Annotated in this window: 23 protein-coding genes and 1 pseudogene; 9 read left to right on the top strand and 15 right to left on the bottom strand. The window is 71.3% G+C overall.

Annotation, left to right across the window (positions count from 1 at the left end; all coding sequences use genetic code 11):
* Positions 1-132 precede the first annotated feature (132 nt).
* From ACLQ29_RS12620 to disA, 3 genes are all read left to right on the top strand, one after another.
* Complete coding sequence (locus ACLQ29_RS12620) at positions 133-942, top strand: hypothetical protein (RefSeq protein WP_425771781.1); 810 nt, start codon at positions 133-135, stop codon at positions 940-942.
* A gap of 85 nt (positions 943-1,027) precedes the next feature.
* A complete protein-coding gene (gene radA, locus ACLQ29_RS12615) occupies positions 1,028-2,485 on the top strand; it encodes a DNA repair protein RadA (RefSeq protein ID WP_393369501.1) in 1,458 nt (485 codons plus the stop codon).
* 132 nt (positions 2,486-2,617) lie between these two features.
* On the top strand, positions 2,618-3,802 hold the full coding sequence (disA, locus tag ACLQ29_RS12610; RefSeq protein WP_393369498.1) for a DNA integrity scanning diadenylate cyclase DisA: 1,185 nt from the start codon (positions 2,618-2,620) through the stop codon (positions 3,800-3,802).
* Between the two features lie 6 nt (positions 3,803-3,808).
* Here the strand turns inward: disA and ACLQ29_RS12605 are convergent, their stop codons facing one another.
* The 3 genes from ACLQ29_RS12605 to ACLQ29_RS12595 form a co-directional block, all read right to left on the bottom strand.
* Complete coding sequence (locus ACLQ29_RS12605; protein WP_425771780.1) at positions 3,809-4,537, bottom strand: hypothetical protein; 729 nt, start codon at positions 4,535-4,537, stop codon at positions 3,809-3,811.
* Positions 4,538-4,655: 118 nt separating this feature from the next.
* Positions 4,656-5,240, bottom strand: a complete 585-nt coding sequence (locus ACLQ29_RS12600; RefSeq protein ID WP_425771779.1) for a peptide deformylase — start codon at positions 5,238-5,240, stop codon at positions 4,656-4,658.
* Complete coding sequence (locus ACLQ29_RS12595) at positions 5,237-5,749, bottom strand: glycine cleavage system protein R (protein ID WP_425771778.1); 513 nt, start codon at positions 5,747-5,749, stop codon at positions 5,237-5,239. Before ACLQ29_RS12595 ends, ACLQ29_RS12600 begins: the two co-directional genes overlap by 4 nt.
* Before the next feature lie 95 nt (positions 5,750-5,844).
* On the opposite strand from ACLQ29_RS12595, the gene ACLQ29_RS12590 reads away from it, so the two are divergent.
* Positions 5,845-6,756, top strand: coding sequence for an A/G-specific adenine glycosylase (locus ACLQ29_RS12590; protein ID WP_425771777.1), 912 nt, complete (start codon positions 5,845-5,847; stop codon positions 6,754-6,756).
* 309 nt (positions 6,757-7,065) lie between these two features.
* Here the strand turns inward: ACLQ29_RS12590 and ACLQ29_RS12585 are convergent, their stop codons facing one another.
* The 3 genes from ACLQ29_RS12585 to lysS form a co-directional block, all read right to left on the bottom strand.
* Positions 7,066-9,615 carry an ATP-dependent Clp protease ATP-binding subunit gene (locus ACLQ29_RS12585; protein ID WP_393369486.1) on the bottom strand — a complete coding sequence of 850 codons (2,550 nt, stop codon included), beginning with the start codon at positions 9,613-9,615 and terminating at the stop codon, positions 7,066-7,068.
* A gap of 486 nt (positions 9,616-10,101) precedes the next feature.
* On the bottom strand, positions 10,102-10,446 hold the full coding sequence (locus ACLQ29_RS12580; protein ID WP_110563841.1) for a histone-like nucleoid-structuring protein Lsr2: 345 nt from the start codon (positions 10,444-10,446) through the stop codon (positions 10,102-10,104).
* A gap of 113 nt (positions 10,447-10,559) precedes the next feature.
* Complete coding sequence (lysS, locus tag ACLQ29_RS12575) at positions 10,560-12,068, bottom strand: lysine--tRNA ligase (protein WP_425771776.1); 1,509 nt, start codon at positions 12,066-12,068, stop codon at positions 10,560-10,562.
* 88 nt (positions 12,069-12,156) lie between these two features.
* Between lysS and ACLQ29_RS12570 the strand changes: the two genes are divergently transcribed.
* A complete protein-coding gene (locus ACLQ29_RS12570; RefSeq protein ID WP_425771775.1) occupies positions 12,157-12,894 on the top strand; it encodes a class I SAM-dependent methyltransferase in 738 nt (245 codons plus the stop codon).
* Positions 12,895-12,898: 4 nt separating this feature from the next.
* Here ACLQ29_RS12570 and ACLQ29_RS12565 read toward each other — a convergent pair whose 3' ends face one another.
* Positions 12,899-13,657, bottom strand: a complete 759-nt coding sequence (locus ACLQ29_RS12565; RefSeq protein ID WP_357404064.1) for a type III pantothenate kinase — start codon at positions 13,655-13,657, stop codon at positions 12,899-12,901.
* A 118-nt stretch (positions 13,658-13,775) separates the two neighbouring features.
* Between ACLQ29_RS12565 and ACLQ29_RS12560 the strand changes: the two genes are divergently transcribed.
* A complete protein-coding gene (locus tag ACLQ29_RS12560; RefSeq protein WP_425771774.1) occupies positions 13,776-14,867 on the top strand; it encodes a hypothetical protein in 1,092 nt (363 codons plus the stop codon).
* 18 nt (positions 14,868-14,885) lie between these two features.
* Here ACLQ29_RS12560 and nadC read toward each other — a convergent pair whose 3' ends face one another.
* The 7 genes from nadC to ACLQ29_RS12525 form a co-directional block, all read right to left on the bottom strand.
* Positions 14,886-15,782, bottom strand: coding sequence for a carboxylating nicotinate-nucleotide diphosphorylase (gene nadC / locus ACLQ29_RS12555; RefSeq protein WP_425771773.1), 897 nt, complete (start codon positions 15,780-15,782; stop codon positions 14,886-14,888).
* Entirely contained in the window at positions 15,779-17,473 is a 1,695-nt protein-coding gene (locus ACLQ29_RS12550) for an L-aspartate oxidase (RefSeq protein WP_425771772.1), read from the bottom strand. The genes nadC and ACLQ29_RS12550 overlap by 4 nt, the downstream gene beginning before the upstream one ends.
* Positions 17,474-17,572: 99 nt before the next feature.
* Positions 17,573-18,469 (bottom strand): septum formation family protein, encoded by an 897-nt coding sequence (locus ACLQ29_RS12545; protein WP_425771771.1) that lies wholly within the window; start codon positions 18,467-18,469, stop codon positions 17,573-17,575.
* A 96-nt stretch (positions 18,470-18,565) separates the two neighbouring features.
* A complete protein-coding gene (panD, locus tag ACLQ29_RS12540) occupies positions 18,566-18,994 on the bottom strand; it encodes an aspartate 1-decarboxylase (protein ID WP_425771770.1) in 429 nt (142 codons plus the stop codon).
* A 43-nt stretch (positions 18,995-19,037) separates the two neighbouring features.
* Positions 19,038-19,886, bottom strand: coding sequence for a pantoate--beta-alanine ligase (gene panC, locus ACLQ29_RS12535; protein WP_425771769.1), 849 nt, complete (start codon positions 19,884-19,886; stop codon positions 19,038-19,040).
* Positions 19,883-20,854 (bottom strand): Rossmann-like and DUF2520 domain-containing protein, encoded by a 972-nt coding sequence (locus tag ACLQ29_RS12530; RefSeq protein ID WP_425771768.1) that lies wholly within the window; start codon positions 20,852-20,854, stop codon positions 19,883-19,885. The genes panC and ACLQ29_RS12530 overlap by 4 nt, the downstream gene beginning before the upstream one ends.
* A 126-nt stretch (positions 20,855-20,980) precedes the next feature.
* Complete coding sequence (locus ACLQ29_RS12525) at positions 20,981-21,547, bottom strand: TetR/AcrR family transcriptional regulator (protein WP_425771767.1); 567 nt, start codon at positions 21,545-21,547, stop codon at positions 20,981-20,983.
* A 121-nt stretch (positions 21,548-21,668) separates the two neighbouring features.
* On the opposite strand from ACLQ29_RS12525, the gene ACLQ29_RS12520 reads away from it, so the two are divergent.
* The 3 genes from ACLQ29_RS12520 to ACLQ29_RS12510 all read left to right on the top strand — a co-directional run bounded on the left by ACLQ29_RS12520 (position 21,669) and on the right by ACLQ29_RS12510 (position 25,225).
* Positions 21,669-22,577, top strand: a complete 909-nt coding sequence (locus ACLQ29_RS12520; protein WP_425771766.1) for an SDR family oxidoreductase — start codon at positions 21,669-21,671, stop codon at positions 22,575-22,577.
* Between the two features lie 156 nt (positions 22,578-22,733).
* Positions 22,734-24,041 (top strand): SAM-dependent methyltransferase, encoded by a 1,308-nt coding sequence (locus tag ACLQ29_RS12515; protein ID WP_425771765.1) that lies wholly within the window; start codon positions 22,734-22,736, stop codon positions 24,039-24,041.
* Positions 24,038-25,225 carry an NADH-quinone oxidoreductase subunit D gene (locus ACLQ29_RS12510; RefSeq protein ID WP_354882539.1) on the top strand — a complete coding sequence of 396 codons (1,188 nt, stop codon included), beginning with the start codon at positions 24,038-24,040 and terminating at the stop codon, positions 25,223-25,225. The genes ACLQ29_RS12515 and ACLQ29_RS12510 overlap by 4 nt, the downstream gene beginning before the upstream one ends.
* Positions 25,226-25,243: 18 nt before the next feature.
* On the opposite strand, the pseudogene ACLQ29_RS12505 reads toward ACLQ29_RS12510, so the two are convergent.
* Positions 25,244-25,537 (bottom strand): annotated as a pseudogene (locus tag ACLQ29_RS12505) (hypothetical protein); the annotation flags it as partial.

Genomic DNA, 25,537 nt, shown 5'->3' with positions numbered 1-25,537 from the left:
GGCCAGGTGGCATTGCCGGGTCCGCGTGCGGGCCTCGATCAGCCCCAACTACCCTGGAGCGCGGTCTGCGCGGGTATGGCCACCGTGCCCGGGCGTGCGGCCCGGGTGGGGATTGTGACGAGGAGGACCGACGTGACGCGCTCGATCAGGGGATCCCGGCGGGCGGCCCTGTTGCTGTCCGGGATTGCGGCAACCGGCCTGCTGGCGTCCGGATGCGGCACCGGTCAGATCGCCGAGACCGCGTTGAAGGAGCCGTCGATCCAGGGCGTCAACCTCACCACCAACAACGGATCCTTCTCGGTTCGCGGCCTGCTTGTGGATTACCCGGGCACCGAGGGCTACCGGGCCGGCCAGGACGCTCCGCTGAACGCCGTGATCTACAACGACTCGAAGCAGACGGTCACCGTCACCGTCACCGTCGCCCCCGAGACCGCTCGCGAGGTGCGGATCAGCGACGGCTCGGCGAGCGCGACGCCGACCGCCTCGGAGTCCGCCTCCGCCTCGGCCAGCTTGTCCCCGTCCGGCAGCGCGTCTCCGTCCGGCTCGCAGAGCCCGTCGACGCCCGCGTCCGGCTCGGCCAGCCCGTCGGCGACCCCGTCCGAGACCGGCTCGTCCTCGGCCACGCCGTCCGCCCCGGAGTCGGCGCGGGCGTCGGGCTCGGCCAGCCCGGCCGCCCCCGGCCAGCTGGCCCGGATCGAGCTGGCTCCGCTGAGCTACATCCAGCTCAACTCCGAGGCCACCTCGCAGCTGCGGCTGATCGGCCTGACCGAGGCGCTGCGCTCCGGCCAGAACGTCTCGGTGACCTTCGACTTCGGCAACGGCAACACGGTGACCGGCCAGGCGCCGATCGCGGTGCCGCTCACCCCGGCGGCGCCGCCCTCGCCGCTCATCGAGCGCGAGGGCGGCTACGAGGGCGACGAGGGCGGCACGACCCACGGGTGACACGACCTCCGTATCGACGGACGCCCCGGCGTGGTGACCACCACGCCGGGGTGTTTTCGTCGTACGAGAGGGCTAGCGTCCTGATGTGACCACCTCCCGATCGACTCCTTCGCGTGGCGCCACGGCCGGCGCCGCCCGTGGCCGGTCCGCCGCCCGCGAGCCGCGCCCGGCCTACGAGTGCGACGCCTGCGGGCACCAGCCGCCCAAGTGGGTGGGGCGCTGCCCGGAGTGCGGCGAGTGGGGCGCGGTGGTCGAGAGCACGGTGACCGGCCCGACCGTGGCCGGCCGGGTGGTCAGCTCCCGGCTTCCGTCCGAGCCGGCCCGGCCGATCGCCACCATCAGCGCCGCCCCGGCCCGCGCCGTGCCCACCGGGGTGAGCGAGCTCGATCGGGTGCTCGGCGGCGGTCTCGTGCCCGGTGCCGTGGTGCTGCTCGCCGGCGAGCCCGGCGTCGGCAAGTCGACCCTGCTGCTCGACGTGGCCCAGCACTGGGCGGCCGGTGCCGGCAGCCCGTCGCTGGTGGTCAGTGGGGAAGAGTCGGTCAGTCAGGTGCGCCTGCGCGCCGAGCGGATGGGCACCCTGCACGACAGGCTCTACCTCGCGGCGGAGAGCGACCTCGGGTCGGTGCTCGGGCACCTCGACGCGGTCAAGCCGGGCCTGCTGGTGCTCGACTCGGTGCAGACCATCTCGACCACCGGCACCGAGGGGGTGCCCGGTGGGGTGACCCAGGTGCGCGCGGTCACCGCCGCGCTGGTCTCGGTCGCCAAGGAGCGGGGCATCGCCACCGTGCTGGTCGGGCACGTCACCAAGGACGGCCAGGTGGCCGGGCCGCGGGTGCTGGAGCACCTGGTCGACGTGGTGTTGCACTTCGAGGGTGACAAGCACTCCTCGCTGCGCCTGGTGCGCGGTGTGAAGAACCGGTTCGGCGCGGCCGACGAGGTCGGCTGCTTCGAGATGCACGAGGGCGGCATCAGCAGTCTGGCCGACCCGTCCGGGCTGTTCCTGACCCGCTACGCGGAGCCGGTCCCGGGCACCTGCGTCACGGTGGCCATGGAGGGGCGACGGGCCCTGGTCACCGAGGTGCAGGCGCTGATCGGCGCGACGGTGGCCGGTTCTCCCCGGCGCACCGTCTCCGGCCTCGACTCGGCACGACTGGCGATGGTGCTCGCGGTGCTGCAACGGCGCACCGAGCGGCTGACCCTGCACGACCGCGAGGTCTTCGCCGCCACGGTCGGCGGCATCCGGGTGGTGGAGCCGGCCGCGGATCTCGCGGTGGCGTTGGCCGTCGCCTCCGGCGGGCTCAACCTGGCCATCGCGCCGCACCTGGTGGCGATCGGCGAGGTGGGTCTGACCGGCGAGGTGCGTCGGGTCGGGGCGGTGCCCCGCCGGCTGGCCGAGGCGGCCCGGCTGGGGTTCAAGATGGCACTGGTGCCGCCCGGTTGCGGCCCGGCGAGCACCGGCGCCGGTCCCGAGCAGATGCGGGTGACCGAGGTCACGGACGTCCGTTCGGCCCTGCACCATGCGGCCCGCGCGTCCGCCGAGTGACCCACCGTGCCGACGGGGACGGCAAAACCGGACAGCACGCCGCAAGCGGGAAACGGGTTGGAAGGGCCGCATCGTGACACATCACAGTAACCACGACAGCACCCACCGCACGGCAGTCCGTAGACTGTGTCCGTGCCGATCGACCGCGATACCACCAAGCCCGCCAGCGCGCCGCCCCAGGCCCGCACCGGCGCCGTGGGCTCGCCCGCCCGCCCGATCAGCGTGAGCGTGACGGCGGGGGCCGCCGGGAGCGCCGGGGACCCACTGCGCGCCAACCTCGCCCTGATGGCCCCTGGCACCGCCCTGCGCGACGGGTTGGAGCGCATTCTGCGTGGCCGCACGGGTGCGCTCATCGTGCTGGGCTACGACAAGGTCGTCGAGGGCCTGTGCACCGGCGGTTTCCCGCTGGACGTGGAGTTCTCCGCGACGCGGGTCCGGGAGTTGTGCAAGATGGACGGCGCCGTCGTGCTCTCCAGCGACGGCACCAGGATCGTCCGGGCGGCCGTGCACCTGATGCCCGACCCGTCCATCCCGACCGAAGAGTCCGGCACCCGACACCGCACCGCCGAGCGGGTGGCCCGGCAGACCGGCTACCCGGTCATCTCGGTCAGCCAGTCCATGCGGATCATCAGCCTCTACGTCAACGGTCAACGGCACGTGCTCGACGACTCGGCGGCGATCCTCTCCCGCGCCAACCAGGCGCTCGCCACCCTGGAGCGCTACAAGCTCCGGCTCGACGAGGTCTCCGGCACGCTCTCCGCACTGGAGATCGAGGATCTCGTCACCGTCCGGGACGCGGTGGCCGTGGTGCAGCGCCTGGAGATGGTTCGCCGGATCGCCGACGAGATCGCCGGCTACGTGGTCGAGCTGGGCACCGACGGCCGCCTGCTGGCCCTGCAACTCGACGAGTTGATGGCCGGCGTGGACGCCGACCGGACGCTTGTCATCCGCGACTACCTGCCGGTCGGCCGCAAGTCGCGCACCCTGGACGAGGCACTTGTCGAGCTGGACCTGCTCGGTGCCACCGAGCTGATCGATCTGGTGTCGGTGGCCAAGGCGATCGGTTACCCGGCCGCGTCCGACGCGCTGGACGCGGCGGTCAGCCCTCGCGGCTTCCGGCTGCTGGCCAAGGTGCCACGGCTGCCGGTGGCGGTGGTCGACCGCCTGGTGGTGCATTTCGGCAGCCTGCAACGACTGCTGGGCGCGACCGTGGAGGACCTGCAGGCCGTCGAGGGGGTCGGTGACGCCCGGGCACGCGGTGTCCGGGAAGGGCTGTCCCGGCTCGCCGAGGCGTCGATCCTGGAACGGTACGTCTGACCTGGCTCAGCCAGTGACGGTGAGCTTCACCGGCGCGCTGAGCTTCGTGCCGACCCGGGCGAACACCTCGTACGACCCGACCGGCGGGAATGGCCCACCGGCCAGCTGACCGTCACACCGGCTGGTGTCCCGCCCGTTCCAGGGCACCTGGTAGGAGCGCTCGATGTTCGGCGTGAAGGACACCACGTCCGAGCCTTGGACCTTTCCGCAGGTGTCCGAGGACCAGACCTTCTCGGCACCGGACTTGATGAAGATCTCCTGCAGGTCGGCGCCGACGTTGCGGCTGCACGTCCGGTCGGAGGTGTTTTTGATCTTGAGTTGCAGGTCGACCACCGCCCCGCGCTGGACCGAGGTCGGGCTCGCCATCGAGACCACGCGGATCTCCGCGTCGGTGCAGGTGCCGTCGTCCACCGAACCGCCCACCGCATCCGGCGGAGGGTCGTTGCTGGTGATCGCGGGGCTCGGGGTCGTCGCATCCGGGTTCGTCGCGCCGGCGTCGCCCGACGCGGACGGCCGCGGAGTCCCCGTCTGTGGCGTCAACACCGGCCCGCCGGGACCGGTCGTCCCGGTGGGCGTGGCCGTCGGCGACCCCGCGGCCTTCGAGTCGTCGTCGGAGCGACCCGAGTTGGTGCAGGAATAGAGCAGGACAATCAGGAAGAGAAGCCCCGCTCCGAGTACGACGACGCGACGCCGCCAGTACACAGCGGGTGGCAGGGGGCCGACCGTCAGACGCATGATGCCCCCCACCGTAGTCGCGCTGCGCCCGCCAGTACGACGCGACGCGCCGGAGCCCCGCCGGGACGCCAGCACAACCATCCACCATGGACGGACACACCGATCGTCCGCCACCCGCTCAGAGGTAGACCTTGCGCTGGTAGACGGCGTGCGCACCGGCCACCCGATCCAGAAAAAGCAGCCCCGCGCAGTGGTCGATCTCGTGCTGCAAGGCCCGCGCCTCGAAGCCGTCGGTCACCAACCGGACCGGCCCGCCGGTGCCCGGCAGGTCACCCTCCACCACCAGCCGGCTGGCCCGCTTCACATCACCGGTCAGGTCCGGCACCGACATACAGCCCTCCCGGCCCGGTTTCCACCGGGTCGCCTCCACCACGCGGGCGTTGCACAGCACGAAGGTCCCGTGCACCGTCACCGCCTTCGGGTGCCCGGTCACGTCGACGGCGAAGACCCGAGCACCCACCCCGACCTGCGGCGCGGCCAACCCGACACAGCCCGGCGAAACCCGCATCGTCGCGACCAGATCGGCTGCGAGCTGGACTGTCTCGTCCGCCGTCGGATCGACCTCATCGGCGGCCCGACTCAACACCGGGTGCGGGGCGGACAACACCGCCCGCACCGCACCCGACACGACGAGCGCCTCCGGTGTCCAGCCGCCCAGACCCGCGTACGTCTCGGCGGCCGGCACGCTCTCCGCGCCGCTCACAACAGGTCCGGGTCCGCAGGCCGGAGCGTGACCTCCACGCCCAGCTCGGCAGCCGTCCGGTGCAGCCGGTCCACAAGCGCGTCGGCCACGCCGGCCGGCAACTCGACCTCGGCCACCACCACGTAGAGCGAACCCGCCAAGCGGGTGCTCAGGTCCGTGACATTTCCGCCGGCATCGACGAGCACCCGGGTCATCGCCGCGACGATGCCCATCCGGTCCGAACCGTGCACCGCCAGCACGTACGGTTCACCCGCCACGGGCACCTCGCCGTCGGGCGTGACCGCGCGTACCGTCGCCAGCAGTTGACCCTCGGCGGCCAGCGGCGCCAGCGCGGCCTCAACCTCGGCGGCGGCCGGCCCGGTACAGATCAGGGTCATCGCGAAATGCCCCCGCAGCCGCGTCATCGTGCTGTCGGTGAGGTTCGCGCCCAGTCGAGCCAACACCTCGGCGACGTCGGCCACGATGCCCGGCCGGTCCGGACCGATGACGGTGATCGCGAGCTCGTTCATCCGCGCATTCTCTCCGATCCGGGCAGCGCCACCGTGACACCCCGCCCGAGCCGCCCACCCAGCGGGACCACGGCGCGTGACATCATCGGGATGCCATGACTCAACCCGATTTCGCCACAGTGGTCAGCAGGTGGTTCCAGCAACACGCCCGTGACCTCCCCTGGCGGGCGCCGGACACCAGCCCGTGGGCCATCCTGGTCAGCGAGGTCATGCTTCAACAGACACCTGTGGTCCGGGTGGTGCCGGCCTGGCAGGCGTGGCTGACCCGCTGGCCGGATCCGGCAGCGTTGGCGGCGGACACCCCCGCCGAGGCGATCCGGATGTGGGGACGCCTCGGCTACCCCCGTCGGGCCGTCCGGCTGCGAGAATGCGCGGTAGCGATCGTCGACCGACACGGCGGCCGGGTGCCGGACCGCCTGGAACAACTACTGGCCCTGCCGGGAGTCGGCACGTACACGGCACGGGCGGTGGCAGCGTTCGCGTACGGGCACCGGCACCCGGTGGTCGACACCAACGTACGGCGGGTGGTCTGCCGGGCGGTAGCCGGCGAGCCGGACGCCGGGCCGGTCACCCGACCGGCCGACCTGGTCGCCACCGAAGAGCTACTCCCGGCGGAACCGGCCGCGGCGGCGCTGGCCAGCGCCGCGTTCATGGAGCTGGGCGCGGTCATCTGCACCGCCCGCTCACCGCGCTGCACGGCCTGCCCGGTCGAGTCGACCTGCGCGTGGCGGGCCTCCGGCCAGGAGGCCCCAACGGGGCCAACCCGCCGACCCCAGCGGTACGCGGGCACCGACCGGCAGGTACGCGGCCTGCTACTCAAAGTGCTTCGGGAGACCACCGGTCCGGTGCCGCACCAACGGCTGGACCAGGTCTGGACCGATGACGTGCAGCGCGCCCGAGCCCTGGCCGGCCTGGTGCAGGACGGGCTGGTCGAACCAGCCGGCACCGATTCCTTCCGCCTCGCCGGCGACGGCCCCTCCCACCCCACCGCCGACCTGACCACCTGAACCACCCCCGGCCGGCCGCGCCGCCGCGCCCCCGCCGCACCGCGCGCCGCCGCACCGCACCGTGCCCCGCCCCCGCCCGCTGGCGCCGCACGCAGCGCCCACAGGCACGCAGCGCCGGCAGGCACGCAGCGCCGGCAGGCACGCAGCGCCGACAGGCACGCAACGCCGGCAGGCACGCAACGCCGGCAGGCACGCAACGCCGGCAGGCACGCAGCGCGGGCAGGCACGGGCATGTGGGTCCTGTGGGGTGGCGCAAAGAAGGCGGGGCCCCGGTGGCTCACGCCACCGGGGCCCCGCCCTTGCTGCTGGTTATGCCACCTCGTCCGTGGCCGCTGCAGCGGTGCCAGCGGCGGTGCCACCGAGGTCGGCCGGCACGGCGTCCGGAACTTCGACAGGCTTCTCCGCGCCCCGGAAGACGAGCTTGGACTTGTCGATGTCGTTCGGGTCGCCCTCGCAGTCCACCACGACGATCTGACCCGGGGTCAGCTCGTTGAACAGGATGCGCTCGGAGAGGTTGTCCTCGATGTCGCGCTGGATCGTGCGACGAAGCGGACGGGCACCGAGCACCGGGTCGAAGCCCTTCGCCGCCAGGTACTTCTTGGCGTTGTCGGTCAGCTCCAGACCCATGTCCTTGTTGCGCAGCTGGCCCTCGATCCGCTGGATCATGATGTCCACGATCGAGAGGATCTCGCTCTGACGCAGCTGGTGGAAGACGATGGTGTCGTCGATCCGGTTGAGGAACTCAGGCCGGAAGTGCTGCTTGAGCTCGTCGTTGACCTTCTGCTTCATCCGGTCGTAGTTGGACTCGGAGTCCTCCGACTGCTGGAAGCCCAGCGACACCGCCTTGGCGACGTCACGGGTGCCCAGGTTGGTGGTCAGGATGATGACCGTGTTCTTGAAGTCCACGATCCGACCCTGACCGTCGGTGAGCCGACCGTCCTCCAGGATCTGGAGCAGCGTGTTGAAGACGTCCGGGTGGGCCTTCTCGATCTCGTCGAAGAGGACCACCGAGAACGGCCGACGCCGCACCTTCTCGGTCAGCTGCCCGCCCTCGTCGTAACCGACGTAGCCGGGAGGGGCACCCACGAGCCGGGAGACCGTGTAACGGTCGTGGAACTCGGACATGTCCAGCTGGATGAGGGCATCCTCGCTGCCGAAGAGGAACTCGGCGAGCGCCTTGGACAGCTCGGTCTTACCGACACCGGACGGGCCGGCGAAGATGAACGAGCCCGACGGGCGCTTCGGGTCCTTCAGGCCGGCCCGGGTACGCCGGATCGCCTTCGAGACCGCCTTGACCGCGTCCTCCTGGCCGATGACGCGCTTGTGCAGCTCGTCCTCCATGCGCAGCAGGCGGGAGGTCTCCTCCTCGGTCAGCTTGTAGACCGGGATGCCGGTCCAGTTGCCGAGCACCTCGGCGATCTGCTCGTCGTCAACCTCGCTGACGACGTCCAGGTCACCGGCCTTCCACTCCTTCTCCCGCTGCGCCTTCTGACCGAGGAGTTGCTTCTCCTTGTCACGCAGCTGCGCGGCACGCTCGAAGTCCTGAGCGTCGATCGCGGACTCCTTGTCGCGACGCACCTGGGCGATGCGCTCGTCGAAGTCACGCAGGTCTGGCGGCGCGGTCATCCGACGGATCCGCATCCGGGCGCCGGCCTCGTCGATCAGGTCGATCGCCTTGTCCGGCAGGAAGCGGTCGGAGATGTACCGGTCGGCGAGCGTCGCGGCCGCCACCAGGGCGGCATCGGTGATCGAGACCCGGTGGTGCGCCTCGTACCGGTCGCGCAGGCCCTTGAGGATCTCGATGGTGTGCGCCAGCGACGGCTCACCCACCTGGATCGGCTGGAACCGGCGCTCGAGAGCGGCGTCCTTCTCCAGGTGCTTGCGGTATTCATCCAGGGTGGTGGCACCGATGGTCTGCAGCTCACCACGGGCCAGCATCGGCTTCAGGATGCTCGCGGCGTCGATCGCGCCCTCGGCGGCACCCGCACCCACCAGGGTGTGGATCTCGTCGATGAACAGGATGATGTCGCCGCGGGTGCGGATCTCCTTGAGCACCTTCTTGAGGCGCTCCTCGAAGTCACCGCGGTAGCGGGAACCGGCGACCAGCGCACCGAGGTCGAGCGTGTAGAGCTGCTTGTCCTTGAGAGTCTCGGGCACCTCGCCCTTGATGATCTTCTGGGAAAGCCCCTCCACCACGGCGGTCTTGCCGACGCCTGGCTCACCGATCAGGACCGGGTTGTTCTTGGTACGGCGGGAGAGCACCTGCATGACCCGCTCGATTTCCTTCTCGCGCCCGATGACCGGGTCGAGCTTGCCCTCGCGGGCGGCCTGCGTCAGGTTGCGACCGAACTGGTCCAGCACCAGGCTTGTCGACGGCGCGGCCTCACCCGGCGCGGCGCCCGCAGCGGCGGGCTCCTTGCCCTGGTAGCCGGAGAGCAGCTGGATCACCTGCTGGCGGACCCGGTTGAGGTCGGCGCCGAGCTTGACCAGCACCTGGGCGGCAACGCCCTCGCCCTCACGGATCAGCCCGAGCAGGATGTGCTCGGTGCCGATGTAGTTGTGGCCGAGCTGCAGCGCCTCGCGCAGCGACAGCTCCAGCACCTTCTTGGCCCGCGGCGTGAACGGGATGTGCCCGCTCGGCGCCTGCTGACCCTGGCCGATGATCTCCTCGACCTGCTGGCGGACGCCCTCCAGGGAGATGCCGAGGCTCTCCAGGGCCTTCGCCGCGACGCCTTCACCTTCGTGGATCAGGCCCAGCAGGATGTGTTCCGTACCGATGTAGTTGTGGTTGAGCATCCGGGCCTCTTCTTGGGCCAGGACGACAACCCGTCGCGCTCGGTCGGTGAACCGCTCGAACATGCCCTCGTGCTCCTCACGTGCCGTGCGCCTTGATGGTCAAGATCTTGGCGGGGCCGGTGCACGAACGTCCGGGACGGGCGTCCGTGCCTCCTTACTCTATCGTCGTTGACCGACTCAGCTGAGGTCGTGTGTCTCTGGTCTGGGTCGGTTCCACGTCGTTTTGGACAACCGTCCGCGCTCAGGAGGTGTTCCGGTAGTCCTGTCGCTACGCGCAGAGCGAAATCCGACTGGCACGACCGGAGCCCGATCCGGGCCTCGGAAGCGCTCCGGAAGCCCTCGGAGGGGGTGCCGGGGGGTCGCGACGGGGTTGTCCACAGGCTGTGGATAGTTGCTCCACTGGTTGTGGACAACGTCGGTGGGCACGAAATGCTTCCCCGCCCCACGCCCTCGGCCGGCACCCCGGACACGGCGACGCCGGCCCGGAGAACTACTCCGGCCCGGCGTCGGTGTCGCCTGCGGTGGCGACTGGCCACCAAAGCTGATGGATCAGCGCTTCGCGTGGTACTCGTCAACGATCTCCTGCGGGATACGACCCCGGTCCGAGATGTCCTTACCGGCCTTCTTGGCCCACTCCCGGATCGCCTTGTTCTGTTCCCGATCGGCGGTCGCGCCACCCCGACCACGGGCAGCCCGCCCACCGATCACGACGCCGCCCCGGCCGACCTTCGTGCCGGCACCCACGTACGAGGCAAAAGCGTCGCGCAATTTAGCGGCGTTGGCACTCGACAGGTCGATCTCGTACTGAACGCCGTCGAGGGCGAACTTGACGGTCTCGTCCGCGTCCCCGCCGTCCAGGTCATCGACCAGCTTGTGAATGATCTGCTTGGCCACGTCCCACATTCCTTTCGAGCAGGGCACTCCTGCTAACGAGAGCACAATAACCCCCGCAGTGCTTGCCGCGTCAATAGGATGCCGTTACGGCGTGGGGTGAGCCGGGCGAACCCCTACTCCGGGCGGACCAACGGGAAGAGGATCGTTTCCCGAATTCCGAGGCCGGTCAGGGCCATCAACATCCGGTCGATTCCCATTCCCATGCCGCCGGCCGGCGGCATTCCGTACTCCATCGCCCGGAGAAAGTCCTCGTCGAGGCGCATCGCCTCGTCGTCGCCACGGGCCGCGAGCCGCGCCTGGGCCACCAGCCGCTCCCGCTGCACGACCGGGTCGACCAGCTCGGAGTAGCCGGTGCCCAGCTCGAAACCGAGCACGTAGAGGTCCCACTTCTCGGCCAGCCCCGGCTCACTGCGGTGGGCCCGGGTGAGCGGGCTGGTCTCCTCCGGGTAGTCCTGCACGAAGGTGGGCGCCACCAGGCTGGGGACCACCAACTCCTCGAACAGTTCCTCGGCCAGCTTGCCCGGCCCCCACTTCGGGTCGACGGCCAATCCCACCTTGTCCGCGTACTCCACCAGGCGGGTTCGGTCGGTACGGACCGTGACCTCCTCGCCGAGCGCTTCGGAAAGCACGCCGAAGAGCGTCACCGACCGCCACTCGCCACCCAGGTCGAACTCTCGTCCGTCGGCGTGGGTCACCACCGTCGAACCGCTGACCGCGATCGCCGCCTGTTGCACGAGATTACGGGTCAGGTCGGCGATCGTGTCGTAGTCGCCGTACGCCTGGTACGTCTCCAGCATCGCGAACTCCGGCGAGTGCGAAGAGTCGACACCCTCATTACGGAAGTTGCGGTTGATCTCGAAGACTCGGTCGACGCCGCCAACCACAGCGCGCTTGAGAAACAGTTCCGGAGCGATTCGCAGATACAGATCGGTGTTCAACGCATTGCTGTGGGTCACGAACGGTCGGGCCGTCGCACCACCATGCAGCAGTTGCAGCATCGGCGTTTCCACCTCGATGAAGCCCTGCCCGTGCAGTGAATCGCGCAGACTACGCACGGCGGCGGCTCGGGTACGGACCATCTCCCGTGCCTGTGGCCGGACGATCAGGTCGACGTAACGCTGCCGGACGCGGGCCTCCTCGGAGAGCGGCTTGTGCGCCACCGGCAACGGTCGCAGCGCCTTGGCGGTCATCTCCCACTGCTGCGCCAGCACCGACAGCTCACCCCGACGGCTGGTGATCACCTCACCGGTGACGCCGACATGGTCACCGAGGTCGACCAGGCGCTTCCACGCCTCCAGCCGCTCCGGACCGACCCGGTCCAGGGAGAGCATCGCCTGCAACTCGGTGCCGTCGCCGTCACGCAGGGTCGCGAAGCACAGCTTGCCGGTGTTGCGTACGAAGATCACCCGGCCGGTGACCGCGACCTGGTCGCCGGTCGCGGTGTCGGTCGGCAGGTCGGCGTAGCGGGCCCGGACCTGCGCCAGGGTGGTCGTCCGGGAAAAACCGACCGGGTATGGCTCGACGCCCTCGGCGAGCATCCGGTCCCGCTTCTCCCGGCGGACCTTCATCTGCTCGGGAAGGTCGTCGGCGGGGTCCACTGGCACGGCGTTCTGCTCGCTCACGGCACGCTTCCTCGTCACGAAGATTCAGGGGGTCAGGGCCGAGCGTACTCAAGCCGTCCGGGGGCTGTTACCGGATAACCTGCCCGTCATGGTCGATCACACTCACGCCCTCTCCTTCGGGGCCGCGGCGAGCAGTTACGACCGGTTCCGTCCGCACTATCCGGAATCCGCCCTCCGGTGGGCACTCGACGGGTTGCGCAGCGCCCGGATCGTCGATCTCGGGGCGGGCACCGGCATCCTGACCCGTGACGTGCAGGCGCTGGGTCACGAGGTCGTACCCGTCGAGCCCGATCCGGGGATGCGGGCGCAGCTCGCCGAGAGCACCCCGGGCACGACGGCGCTGGCGGGCAGCGCCGAGGAGGTGCCGCTGCCCGACGCGACGGCGGACGCGGTGCTGGTCGGCACCGCGTACCACTGGTTCGATCGGGAGCCGGCGCACGCCGAGATCGCCCGGGTGCTCCGCCCCGGCGGCATCTTCGCCCCCATCTGGAACATTCGGGACGACAGTGTCGGCTGGGTGGCGGAGCTGGGCCGGATCGCCCACCTCGACGACAAGTCCGCCGACCTGGTCGAGAAGAGCACCGACCTCGGCCCCGCGTTCGGCGAGGTCGAGGCACGCGAGTTCGTGCACCGGACGACCCTCACCCCGGACGAGGTGCTCGGCATGGTCCGTACCCGCTCGTACTGGCTCACCGCCTCCGGCGAGGACCAGCAACGGGTGGAGCGGGAGCTGGGCGCACTCCTCGACACCCATCCCGACCTGGCCGGGCGGGAGACCGTCGAGCTGCCGTACCGGACGTTGGTGCTGCGCGCCCGGCGGCACTGACGGGTCACAGGTTGCGGTCGTAGACCATCCGGAGGCCGATCAGCGTGATCATCGGCTCGTGGTGGGTGATGGTGCGGCACTCGTTGATCACCAGGGAGGCCAGGCCACCGGTGGCGATCACCGCCTTCACCTCGCCCAACTCCTCGGTCATCCGCTCGACGATGCGGTCCACCTGCCCGGCGAACCCGAAGTAGAGGCCGGCCTGGAGGCACTCCACGGTGTTCTTGCCGATCACCGAACGGGGCTTGGTGGCCTCGACCTTGCGTAGCTGGGCGGCGCGGGCGGCCAACGCGTCGAAGGAGATCTCGATGCCCGGGGCGAACGCCCCGCCGAGGAACTCGCCCCGACCGCTGATCACGTCGAAGTTCGTGGTGGTGCCGAAGTCCACGACGATCGACGGCCCGCCGTAGAGGGAGTACGCGGCAAGCGTGTTCACCACCCGGTCGGCGCCCACCTCCTTCGGATTGTCGATCGCCAACTGCACCCCGGTCCGTACGCCCGGCTCGACGATCACGCTCGGCAGGTCCGCGTAGTAACGGCCGAGCATGGTACGCAGCGAGCGCAGCGCGGCAGGCACTGTCGAGCAGGCGGCCACGCCGGTGATCTCGACGTTGTCCCCGGCGAGCAGGCCCCGGAACATGAGGCCCAATTCGTCCGCCGTCGAGCGGGCATCGGTCTTGATCCGCCAGGAGTGCACGAGCTTGTCGCCGTCGAAGGTCGCCAGCACGGTGTTGGTGTTTCCGATGTCGATGCAGAGCAGCACGCACGCAGCCTAGACAACGACCGTACGGGCGGGTGCGGACCGGGCGACGGACCGTATCCTTGTCGTATCGCGACATGAGCATGGATCAATCCACGGCGGGGCCGGACGGGGAGCGGACATGTCGGGGACGTGGTGGATGCGGGGCCGCAACACCCTGCGCCGTCGTCGACGACACGTGTTCGTGCTGATCGCGTTGGCCGGCGGCGCGATCTGGATGGTCGTGCAGGCCTGGCGGGCGTCCGTTCGGGAGACCGGCAGCTTCGCCGGCGACCTCTACCTCAACATCGGCGCCGCGCTGATCATGACGCTGCTGACGTACGTGGTGCTCAATCCGCTCTTCCGCGAACTCCAGACGGTGAGCATCATCGAGCACCCCCGCCTGGACCGGGACGCCCTGATCGAACGGGTCGCCCAGTCCCGCGAGATCGTGGCCATCCTGGAGACCTGGACCAGCATGCTGGAGGGCCCGTACGCGGCCCGGTTCGTGGCCGCGCTGCGCTCCGCGCTCGCCAACGGCGCCGTCGTCAAGGTGCTGCTGCTCGACCCGGACTCGCCGGCGGTCCGGCTGCGCGCTGAGGAGCTGCGCCGACGGGACGCCTCGGTCGCCATCCTCAACAACCTGTGGCACCTCGCCCGGCTCAGCGAGGAGTTGCCCGAGTCGGCCCGCGCCCGGCTTCAGGTCCGGGTCTACAGCGCAGCCCCCTCCGTGCAGATGTACCGCTGGGACGGCAAGGCCTTCATCTCGTTCTTCCCGGTGCAGGGCAGCACCTTCGACACGCAGCAGATCGAGGCGTTCGTCTCGACCCCGTTGGGCGAGTTCGTCGACGACCGGTTCGCCGAGTTGTGGGACACCGCTCCGCTGGAGGACCTGGCGGCCTGCCTCACGCTGCGGCTCTGCCTGCGCCAGGCCGGTCGGGACCTGGAAACCTGCGACGCGCTCTACGTACGCTCCGACGGCGACTGGTACATCGCTGGCACCGACCTGGTCCGCAACGTGGCCCGGCACGGCCTGGCCGGGCTCACCGTCGTGCTGGACCGGCCCGAGGCGGCCGGCGAGATCTTCGCCATCGGCGAGGCCGACGAGCTGCCGCCGGAGATCTACAACCGGGTGCTGGAGCTCTTCCGCGCCAAGTACGGCCTGGACGGCCGGCAGGACACCGAGAACCGGGTGATCTTCAACCTGGCCGCCAGCTCGCTCACCACCGTCTGAGACGCCGGCCTCAGCCCGCTATTCGGTCCGCAGGTCCAGCGCGATGTCCAGGATCGGCGACGAGTGGGTCAACGCGCCCACCGAGAGGAAGTCGACGCCGGTCGCCGCATAACGACCCGCCACCTCCAGGGTCAGCCCCCCGGTCGCCTCCAACTCCGCCCGGTCACCCACCGCGGCCACCGCCTCGGCCAACGTCTCGGGCGTCATGTTGTCGCAGAGCAGGAAATCCGCCCCGGCCTCCACCGCCTCGACCGCCTCGTCGACGGTCGTCACCTCGACCTGCACCGGCACTTCCGGGAACGCCTCCCGGACCCGCCGGTACGCCGGCGTGATGCCCCCGGCCGCCAGCTTGTGGTTGTCCTTGATCATGGCCACGTCGTAGAGGCCCATCCGCTTGTTGGTGCCCCCACCGGCCCGCACGGCGTACTTCTCCAACGCCCGCAGACCCGGCGTCGTCTTACGGGTGTCCAACACCATCGCCTTCGTACCGGCCAGCGCGTCCGCCCAGGCGCGGGTGTGGGTGGCCACCCCGGACATCCGGCAGAGCAGGTTCAGCGCCGTCCGCTCGGCCGTCAGCAGCAGCCGGGTCGGGCCGGTCACCGTCGCCAGCACCACACCGCGGGCCACCCGCTCGCCGTCGCGGGCCAACACCGACACCTCGACGGTACGACCGAAGCCGGTCACCTCGCCCACCAGCTCGAACACGGCGGCGGCCACCGCCATCCCGGCCAGCACACCATCAGCGCGGGCCACCAGGTCGGCGGTGTCGGTCTGCTCCGCCGGAATGGTGGCCACGCTCGTCACGTCCAGGAAGTCGGGGCCCAGATCCTCGACCAGCGCGGTCTCGATCACCTGCCGCACCCGCGCCGGATCCAGCCCGGCCGCCCGCAACGCCGCCTCTGTCGACCCCGTCATGAGTTCCCCTCCCACAGTTGGCCCACCCGGCCCTCCGCCCCGACCGACCCGACCAGGTGACCGAGCCACCGCTCGTCGGCCGTCGGGAAGTCCTCCCGCCAGTGACAACCGCGGGTCTCACCACGCGCGTACGCGGCGGCGACAAGCGTCGACGCCACGGTGAGCAGGTTTGTCGCCTCCCAGTCGGCGAGCCGGGGCCGGCCCCGGGCAACGCCCAACTCCCGCAGCGTCCCGGCCGCCCCGGCAAGCGTCGCCGCGGACCGGAGCACCCCGGCCCCCCGGGTCATCGCCCGTTGCAGGGTCGGCGTCGCCGCCGCGGGCAGCACCCAGCCCGCACCCCCGCGCCAGGCGCCGGTGTCCGCCGGGTGCACCTGCTCGGGCAGGCCGGCCGCGATGTCCTCGGCGATCCGCCGGGAGAAGACCAGGCCCTCCAGCAGCGAGTTGCTGGCCAGCCGGTTCGCGCCGTGCACACCCGTGCAGGCCACCTCGCCGCAGGCGTACAGGCCGGGGATCGTGGTGCGGCCGCGCAGGTCGGTGCGGACACCGCCGGAGGCGTAGTGGGCGGCCGGCGCCACCGGGATCAGGTCGGTCGCCGGGTCCACGCCGATCGCCAGGCAGGACGCCACGATCGTGGGGAACCGACCGGCCAGGAAGTCCCCGCCCAGGTGCCGCGCATCGAGGAAGACGTGGTCCGCGCCGGTGGCCAGCATCACCCGGTGGATGCCCTTGGCCACCACGTCCCGGGGTGCCAGCTCGGCCAACTCGTGCTGGCCCACCATGAACCGCTTACCGTCCGCGTCCACCAGGTACGCGCCCTCACCGCGCAGCGCCTCGGAGACCAGCGGCTGCTGCGCGTGCCCGGCACCTGGCACTCCCGCGCCGGGCGGCGTGATCAGGGCGGTCGGATGGAACTGGACGAACTCCACGTCGGTCACCGCCGCGCCGGCCCGTATCGCCAGCGCCACCCCGTCGCCGGTGGAGACGGCCGGATTGGTGGTGGCCGCGAAGATCTGCCCCATCCCGCCGGTGGCGAGCACCACCGCCCGGGCCAGCAGCGCGCCGACGCCGTCCTCACTGCCCTCGCCGAGCACGTGCAGGGTGATTCCGCAGGCCGGGCCGAGCCCGTTCGGGCCGTCGCCCGGCGCCCGCAGCAGGTCCAGGACCAGGGCGTGTTCGACAAGCCGGATCCACGGGTCGCGCTGCACCGCGGCGTGCAGGGCCCGCTGCACCTCCGCGCCGGTGGCGTCACCACCGGCGTGCACGATCCGGTCCGCCCGGTGCCCGCCCTCGCGGGTCAGCATCAACGAGCCGTCCGGATGGCGATCGAACTCGGCACCGATGCGCATCAGCTCCCGCAGCCGGGTCGGGCCCTCCTCGACCAGCACCTGGACCGCCGCCGGGTCGCAGAGCCCGACCCCGGCGATCTGGGTGTCGCGGGCATGCGCCGCCGGAGTGTCCGTCGGGTCGAGCACGGCGGCGATGCCGCCCTGCGCCCACCGCGTCGAGCCGTCGTCGATGTTGACCTTGGTGACCACCGTGACGTGCAGGCCCGCCTCACGCAGGTGCAGCGCCGCGGTCAACCCGGCCACCCCGGAACCCACCACGATCACGTCGGTGGTCTCCACCCAGCCGGGCGCGGGCGCGGCCAGCAACGCGGGCAGGGCCGGCAGGTCGACGGTTGGAAGGTCCATCCCCCCAGTCAACCCGAACCATCCTCGGCCGGGGCGGCGGGGGCGGGACGAGTGTTTTGGGCTACCCCGTCCGGCGCCGCGCCGACCGTCAGCCGGTGGTCACTTCGTCCGGACCGGAAGGCCGGCCGGGCCGGTGCCCCTCAGCGAGGCGGTCACCGTACGGTCGCTGAGCCACAGGTAGCAGCGGACACCCCGGTCACCGACCCGCCAGCGCCCCGCGCCCGGCGGGCGGACCACCAACCCGCTACGAAAGCGCAGGTTGACGTCGTCCGGCACGCCCACGTAGCGGCCGAGGACGCTGCGACAGCCGTCGTAGAGCGGCGCCCAGTCGGCGTCCCGGGTCGGATACGCCATGTCCGGCGCGCGCCACACCCCGACGAACTCCGCGTCGTGCTTCTGCGCGCACTCCACCGGGATCAGCGTCCGCACCCCGGCACCGGCCCCGGTACGGGTCTGCTGGCAACCGAGCCGCAGCCCGGCCGCCCCCTTCAACGCGTCCCGCAGGCTGCCCGACCGGGCCACGACTGTGGCCGCGGCCTCGACAGTTGTCAGCTCGGTGAGGTCACACCGGAACCACCGGGAACCGGCCGCCCAGCCCGGCCCCGAGGGCAACGCCACCGACAACCGCAGCCGGCCGGCCCGCCAGTCGTCGCCCACGTACCCGGTCGCCCGGGTGTCGCACTCGGTGAACGCGCCCCGCAACTCCGCCGAGCCACCCGCCGGCGCACTCGCCCGCTCGACCGGGAACGCCCCCACATGCACCGTTTCCAGCCGGTGTGGGCCGGCGCAGTCCACCGGCTCGTAGGCGGCGAGGGTGACCACATCGGTGAAGTCGGCGGCCTGGCAGACACCCGCGGCCGGGGTGAACGCCGACGCCTGCGGCAGCGCCGCCCAGTCGTCGGTCAGGTCACCGTCCAGGTCACCCGACCCGGCGCAGCCCACCAGCAGCACTGCCGTCACGGCAGCGGCGAACACGGTCGTCCTGGCACTGCGCAAAGCGGCCTCCCCCAGCCACCGACCGGCTTTCGCCAGCGCGCCAAGGGTAACCGGAAATGACCTTCCGGTGACAGACCGGAATCGCCTCGTGCGGGATCAGACTCCGGCCACGGCCAACGGGCTGGGCACCGGGTGGCCGGCCGTGCCGGGAGCCACCGCGGCCGGGTCGACACCCAGCTCGAGCACCCGGTTGTCGGTGTCCACGTGCACCACCCGGGGGCGGTACGAGCGTGCCTCGGCGTCGTCCATCTGGGCGTACGAGATCAGGATGACCAGGTCACCGGGGTGCACCAGGTGTGCGGCGGCACCGTTGATGCCGATCACGCCACTGCCCCGCACGCCGGGAATCACGTACGTCTCCAGCCGTGCGCCGTTGGTGATGTCCACGATCGCCACCTGCTCGCCGGGGAGCAGGTCGGCGGCGTCGAGCAGATCCTCGTCCACCGTCACCGAACCGACGTAGTGCAGGTCGGCCTGGGTCACCGTGGCCCGGTGGATCTTCGACTTGAGCATGGTCCGCAGCATCGGGGTGGCCTTTCACGAAGTGGTGGAGGGTGGTGCGGCCCGGTCAGGGGCGGGGGGCGAGGTGGATCGCCGCGTTGTCGATCAGCCGGGTGGCGCCCACCCAGGCGGCGATCACCAGCCGCGCCGGCCCGCTGACCGGCCCCGGCTCCAACTCGGGGTCGGTGAGCACCAGGTAGTCGAGGCGCGCACCCGGCGCGCCGGCGCCGAACGCGGCGTGGGCGGCGGTCAGCACCGCTCCCGCGTCCAGGCCGTCCTCGGCGGCCCGCGCGCCGGCCCGCAACGCGGCGGACAGGCTCAGCGCCGCGGCCCGCTCCGACTCGCTCAGATAGCGGTTGCGGCTGGACAGCGCCAACCCGTCCGGCTCCCGGACGGTCGGCACGCCGACCACCTCGACCGGCACGTCCAGGTCCCGGGCCATCCGCCGGACCAGGGTGAGCTGCTGGTAGTCCTTCTCGCCGAAGAACGTCAGGTCCGGCCGGGTGAGCTGGAGCAACTTCAGCACCACGGTGAGCACCCCGTGGAAGAAGCCGGGACGGCTCGCGCCCTCCAACTCCGCGCCGAGCGGGCCCGGGTCGAGGCGTACGCGGGGCTGGCCGTCCGGATACATGTCGGCCACCGACGGGGCGAAGACGAGATCCGCGCCCGCCCGCCGGCACACCTCCAGATCGGCGTCGAGGGTGCGCGGATAACGGTCGAAGTCCTCGTTCGGCCCGAACTGCAACGGGTTCACGAAGACCGTAACCAGCACGTGGTCGGCCTGCTCCCGGGCCGTACGCAGCAACGTCTCGTGCCCGGAGTGCAGGGCACCCATGGTCATCACGACCCCGACCGTGCCCTTCAGCCCGGCCCGAGCCTCGGCCAGCTCGGCGCGCGTGTGGACGAGCTGTGTCATGCGGCCACCTCCCGGGCGGTGTCGGCGAACACGCCGAGCAGCGACTGCGCGTCCACCGGCCGTAGCCGGCCGGCGGCGATCGCCCGGTCGGCGGTACGCCGGGCCAACGCGAGGTAGGCGGGGACGGATTCCGGCGCGGTGGCGGCCAGCCGGGCCAGGTGCCGCTGGACGGTGCCCGCGTCGCCTCGGGAGACCGGGCCGGTCAACGCGTCGTCGCCGAGCCGCAGCGCGTTTTCCAGGGCGGCCCGCAGCAGCGGGGCGAGCACCTTCTCCGGCCGGGCCACCCCGGCGTCGCGCAGCCGGTCGGTCGCCTCGTTCACGAGGGTCACCAGGTGGTTGGCGCCGTGGGCCAGCGCGGCGTGGTAGAGCGGGCGGTCCGACTCGGCCACCCACTCGGGCACGCCACCCAGGTCGGCGACCAGCCGGACAGCAAGCGGGCGCAGCTCCGCCGGGGCGGTCACCCCGTACGAGATGCCGGCCAAGCGGGGCAGGTCGTCCGGCGTACCGGTGAAGGTCATGGCGGGGTGCAGGGCCAGCGGGCGGGCGCCGACCGCGACGGCCGGCGACAGCACGGTCAGGCCGTGCGCGCCGGAGGTGTGGGCGACCACCTGGCCCGGGTGCAGGGCTTTCCGCTCGGCGAGGTCGGCGACGACTCCGGCCAGCGCGTCGTCCGGCACCGCGATCAGCAGCAGGTCGGTGGCGGCGCGGGCGACGGAGGTGACCCGGCTGCGCGGCACCTCGGGCAGCAGCAGGGCGAGACGAGCGCGGCTGGCCCCGGAGTCGCCCGCCACGGCCACCACCCGGTGCCCGGCGGCGGCGAGCGCGGCGCCCAGGACGGCACCGACCCGACCGGCGCCGACGACGCCGACGGTGAGCAGACGGGAAGGTGGGGCGCCGGTGACGGCGCGGTCCCGCGGTGTGGCGGGCCCAAACTGGGCGGCCGGGCGCGGGCGCAGCGGTGCGCTCATGACGACGATCCAGTCCTCGAGAAGGGGTACCGGTCGATCGCAAGTATGCGCCCGCGCCACTGGGCCGAAACAGGAGTGTGAAAACGTTCACCACCGAAGGAAGGGCTCGGTGGTGACCGGTCGGGCTCAGGCCGGGGCCGACGTGATCGTGCGTAGTTCGGTGGCCACCTCGGCGATCAGGTCGGCGAGCGAGACGTCGCTGTCGAGCGCGACCCAGCGGGCGTACGCGACCCGGAAGACCGTGACACCGGACTCGGTGGCCAACGTGGCCGTGGTCTCGCCGACGCCCCTGGCGCGTAGGGCAGCGGTGACCGCGACCACCATCGAGCCCGTTTTCCGCAGCTCACGTTCCTGCAGCTCGGGGCTGCTCTCAATGATCGACTGGCGCACCCGGACCAGCTCACGGCGGTCGGCGAAGACTTCCGCCGCCGCCCGGCGGAACGCGGCGACGACCGCCTCGAAGGGGGCGGCGCCCGTCTCGGCCACCGCCTTGACCAGGACCTCCTCCAGGTGCTCGCTGCCGCTGAAGAGCACCTCGCGTTTGTCGCCGAAGTGTCGATAGAAGGTGCGTTTGTCGAGGCCGGCACGGGCGGCGATGTCGGCGACAGTTGTCTGTTCGAAGCCGCGCTCGCGGAACAGGTCGAAGGCGGCCGCGTCCAAGCGGCCGCGCGCATCTGGTTGCCAGCGAGCCATGCGGCGATAGTAACCGATGTCACGCTGCGACATTATTTTCGTCGACCCATGTCACCTTGCGACATCGCGAGGTACGGTTATGTCGCAAGGTGACATGATCCCTACCCACGAAGGAACGACAATGCGTGTATTCATCACCGGCGCCTCCGGCCATCTCGGCTCCGCAGTCGTGCCGGCACTGCTCTCCGCCGGACACGACGTCGTCGGCCTGGCCCGCTCCGACACGTCCGCCGCCGCGATCGAGAAGCTCGGCGCTGACGTACGCCGCGGCGACCTGTCCGACCTCGACGTGCTTCGGCAAGAAGCCGCCGCCTCCGACGGGGTGATCCACCTGGCGTTCCGCCACGACCTCATGATCAACGGCGACATGGCCGGCGCAGCCGAAACCGACCTGGCCGCCCTCGGGGCACTCGCCGACGGCCTGGACGGCTCCGGCAAACCCCTGGTCGGCACCAGCGGGACAGCCATGCTCGCGATGGGCGGCATCGTCGGTCGCCCCGGCACCGAGCGCGACGCCTTCCCGAGCGGCTACCGGATCGACGCGGAGAACTTCGTCGTCGACCTCGCCGCCCGCGGTGTGCGCTCCTCCATCGTCCGGCTCGCGCCCACCGTGCACAGCACGCTCGACCACTATGGCTTCATCACCGCCATCATCGCTGCCGCCCGGCAGCACGGGTACGCCGCATACGTCGGCGAGGGCACCAACCGGTGGCCGGCCGTGCACACGCTCGACGCGGCCGAGCTCTACCGGCTCGCCCTGGAAAAGGCCCCGGCCGGTGCACGCCTGCACGCAGCCGCCGACGAAGGAGTCTCCTTCCGGCAGATCGCCACCGCCATCGGCCGCAACCTGGACATCCCGGTCCGCAGCATCAGCCCCGACGAGGCAGACAACTTCTTCGGCTTCCTCGGGTCGTTCGCGCAGATGGACAACCCGACGTCAGCCGCGCTCACACGCGAACTGCTGGGCTGGTCCCCCGTCCACCCCGGCCTGATCGCGGACCTGGACGAAGGGCACTACTTCCAGGCCTGAACAAAGGTTCCGGGGAGCCCACCTTGATCAAATGATGAAAAGTAGGTGTTGGGAGCTTTCCTGGCCTACTTTTCAGCAACTGATCACCGCGCGCCCCTCCGCTGCCGAGCGGGACGGCGCGGATGATCGTGACGTGGGCCGAATCGGAGTAGGTTGATGTCGATCGCCTGGCGGGACGCCATGAGCCGAGCCCTCTACGGGCCGGGTGGCTTCTTCGTCGCCGGCACCGGGCCGGCCGACCACTTCCGCACCAGCGTGCACGCCTCACCGGCCTTCGCCACCGCCCTGCTGCGCCTTGTCACGGAGGTGGACGCCGCCCTCGGGCACCCCTCGCGACTTGACGTGGTCGACGTGGGGGCGGGGCGTGGGGAGCTGTTACGGGCCCTGCTGGGGCTCGTCCGAACCGCTACCGCCGTCGAGGGCACGGTGGGGGTTTCCGGGGAGCCCACCCGCTCCGGGCGGTCAGGCTTGATCCCTCCGCGGGCGGGCTCCCCGGAAACCCCGACCCCCACGGCGTCCGCCCGTCTGTCACCCGACGAGCCGTCGTCGGTCGCCGTCCGACCCCCGCTCGCGGAACGAATCCGCTTCACAGCGGTCGAGTACGCCCACCGCCCGAAAAACCTGCCCCAAGAGATCAACTGGACAGCCGAGATCCCAACCAAGATCACCGGAGTGCTACTGGCCACCGAGTGGCTTGACAACGTCCCCCTGGACATAGCGGCACACACCGAGGACGGCTGGCGATACCTGCTGGTCGACCCCGAGAGCGGCACAGAGACGATCGGTGACCTGGTCAGTCCCGCTGATCTCGACTGGTTGACGAAGTGGTGGCTGAACCCCGCGAGCCCGCCCAGCACGGACAGTGACCCGAGTCCGGGGGTGGCCGGGACAGACCCGACAAGCGAGAGCGAGTCGGGTTTCGGGGCAGCCCGGCCGGCGCAGGGATCAAGCCTGACCGCCCGGAGCCGGCCGGGCTGCCCCGAAACCCCCCACAGTGACCACCTTCGAGCCGAGATCGGCCGCAGCAGAGATGAGGCGTGGGCCGACGCGATAGGCAGGATCGAATGCGGTCTGGCGCTGGCCGTCGACTACGGGCACCTGAGGGACGCACGGCCTGTCGACGGGACGTTGACCGGTTACCGGGCTGGGCGGCAGGTGCCTCCGGTGCCGGACGGGTCGAGTGACGTGACCGCCCACGTGGCCATGGACTCCGTCGCCTCCGCCGGTGCGGCGGTCGCCAGGTGTGCGTACTCCCTGGTCTCGCAGGCCGAGGCGCTGCGGGCGCTCGGGGCCGACGGCGGCCGACCGCCGCTGAGCATGGCCGGCACCGACCCGGCGGGGTACGTGCGGGCGCTGGCCGCCGCGTCGGCGGTCGCCGAGCTGACCGACCCGGCCGGGCTCGGTGGGCACCTGTGGTTGCGCCAACCGGTCGGCATCCCGCTCGGCCCGGCCGTGGCACGATGACGGGCATGACCACCGACGCCGGGGACCTCCGTGAACTGACCGTCGGCACCGGGGCCGGCCTGGTCGCCGGCACCGGCGATCAGCAGCTCGGCACCGACATGGTGCTGAACATCGGCCCGCAGCACCCCTCCACGCACGGTGTGCTGCGGTTGAAGCTGGTGCTCGACGGCGAGCGGGTGGTCGCCTGCGAACCGATCGTCGGTTACATGCACCGGGGGGCGGAGAAGCTCTTCGAGGTGCGCGACTACCGGCAGATCATCGTGCTGGCCAACAGGCACGACTGGCTCTCGGCGTTCTCCAACGAGCTGGGTGTGGTGCTCGCGGTGGAACGCCTGATGGGCATGGAGGTGCCGGAGCGGGCCACCTGGCTGCGGATGGCCCTCGCCGAGTTGAACCGGGTGCTCAACCACCTGATGTTCCTCGGCTCGTACCCGTTGGAGATCGGGGCGATCACGCCGATCTTCTACGCCTTCCGGGAACGGGAGACCATCCAGGCGGTGATGGAGGAGGTCTCCGGTGGCCGGATCCACTACATGTTCAACCGGGTCGGTGGCCTCAAGGAGGAGGTGCCGTACGGCTGGACCGGTCGGGCCCGCGCGGCGATCGGCGAGGTCCGCCGACGGCTGCCCGACCTGGACCACCTGATCCGGCGCAACGAGATCTTCCTGGCCCGTACCGTGGGCGTGGGTGTGCTCTCCGCCGCCGACGCCGCCGCGTTCGGCGCGTCCGGGCCGGTGGCCCGCGCCTCCGGGCTCGACCTGGACCTGCGCCGCGACGACCCCTACCTGGCGTACGACGAGCTGGACGTGCCGGTGGTCACCAAGACCGCCGGGGACTGCCATGCCCGCTTCGAGGTGCTGCTGGACCAGGTGTACGCGTCGCTGGACCTCGCCGAGCAGTGTCTGGACCGGGTGGACCAGCTCACCGGGCCGATCAACACTCGTCTGCCGAAGGTGCTCAAGGCGCCGGAGGGGCACACCTACGCCTGGACGGAGAACCCGCTCGGCATCAACGGCTACTACCTGGTGTCCCGGGGTGAGAAGACGCCGTGGCGATTGAAACTGCGCACCGCCTCGTACGCGAACGTGCAGGCGCTGGCCACCCTGCTGCCCGGCTGCCTGGTGCCGGACCTGATCGCGATCCTCGGTTCGATGTTCTTCGTGGTCGGCGACATCGACAAGTGACGCGAGCCGGCTGACCGGTCAGCGCCAGCGGTCGCCGGGCGGGGCGCCTCCGGCGCGCGGCGCATCGTCCTGCGGCGGGTAGCCGTAGCGCTCGTCGACCCGGCGCCGACCGGTCCGTTCGGGCGCGGGTTCGGCCTGCTGACCGCGCGGGCGCGGCGGGCGCCACTCGTCCGGCACCGGGACGCCGCCCACCGGCAGCGCCGGCCGGTCCGTCGGCTCGGCCCGGTGGTACGACTCGCCCTCCTCCTGCCGACGCGGCTCCCCGTAGCGGCGCGGCTCCTCCGGGCGGCGCGGCTCGTCGTAGCGGCGCGG

This window comes from Micromonospora sp. DT228, assembly GCF_049841595.1.
In the GTDB taxonomy this organism is placed as follows: Bacteria; Actinomycetota; Actinomycetes; order Mycobacteriales; family Micromonosporaceae; genus Micromonospora.
The sequence above is the reverse complement of the archived record's forward strand: the minus strand, read 5'-3'. Positions and strand labels throughout refer to the sequence as shown.

Excerpts from the sequence above, each read along its gene's own strand:
- ACLQ29_RS12585 (WP_393369486.1), bottom strand. The coding sequence starts at position 9,615 with ATGTTCGAGCGGTTCACCGACCGAGCGCGACGGGTTGTCGTCCTGGCC.
- ACLQ29_RS12605 (WP_425771780.1), bottom strand. The coding sequence starts at position 4,537 with ATGCGTCTGACGGTCGGCCCCCTGCCACCCGCTGTGTACTGGCGGCGT.
- ACLQ29_RS12560 (WP_425771774.1), top strand. The coding sequence starts at position 13,776 with ATGTCGGGGACGTGGTGGATGCGGGGCCGCAACACCCTGCGCCGTCGT.
- ACLQ29_RS12520 (WP_425771766.1), top strand. The coding sequence starts at position 21,669 with ATGCGTGTATTCATCACCGGCGCCTCCGGCCATCTCGGCTCCGCAGTC.
- ACLQ29_RS12590 (WP_425771777.1), top strand. The coding sequence starts at position 5,845 with ATGACTCAACCCGATTTCGCCACAGTGGTCAGCAGGTGGTTCCAGCAA.
- ACLQ29_RS12525 (WP_425771767.1), bottom strand. The coding sequence starts at position 21,547 with ATGGCTCGCTGGCAACCAGATGCGCGCGGCCGCTTGGACGCGGCCGCC.
- ACLQ29_RS12550 (WP_425771772.1), bottom strand. The coding sequence starts at position 17,473 with ATGGACCTTCCAACCGTCGACCTGCCGGCCCTGCCCGCGTTGCTGGCC.
- ACLQ29_RS12530 (WP_425771768.1), bottom strand. The coding sequence starts at position 20,854 with ATGAGCGCACCGCTGCGCCCGCGCCCGGCCGCCCAGTTTGGGCCCGCC.
- ACLQ29_RS12595 (WP_425771778.1), bottom strand. The coding sequence starts at position 5,749 with ATGAACGAGCTCGCGATCACCGTCATCGGTCCGGACCGGCCGGGCATC.
- nadC (WP_425771773.1), bottom strand. The coding sequence starts at position 15,782 with ATGACGGGGTCGACAGAGGCGGCGTTGCGGGCGGCCGGGCTGGATCCG.
- panD (WP_425771770.1), bottom strand. The coding sequence starts at position 18,994 with ATGCTGCGGACCATGCTCAAGTCGAAGATCCACCGGGCCACGGTGACC.
- panC (WP_425771769.1), bottom strand. The coding sequence starts at position 19,886 with ATGACACAGCTCGTCCACACGCGCGCCGAGCTGGCCGAGGCTCGGGCC.
- ACLQ29_RS12510 (WP_354882539.1), top strand. The coding sequence starts at position 24,038 with ATGACGGGCATGACCACCGACGCCGGGGACCTCCGTGAACTGACCGTC.
- ACLQ29_RS12570 (WP_425771775.1), top strand. The coding sequence starts at position 12,157 with ATGGTCGATCACACTCACGCCCTCTCCTTCGGGGCCGCGGCGAGCAGT.
- ACLQ29_RS12515 (WP_425771765.1), top strand. The coding sequence starts at position 22,734 with ATGTCGATCGCCTGGCGGGACGCCATGAGCCGAGCCCTCTACGGGCCG.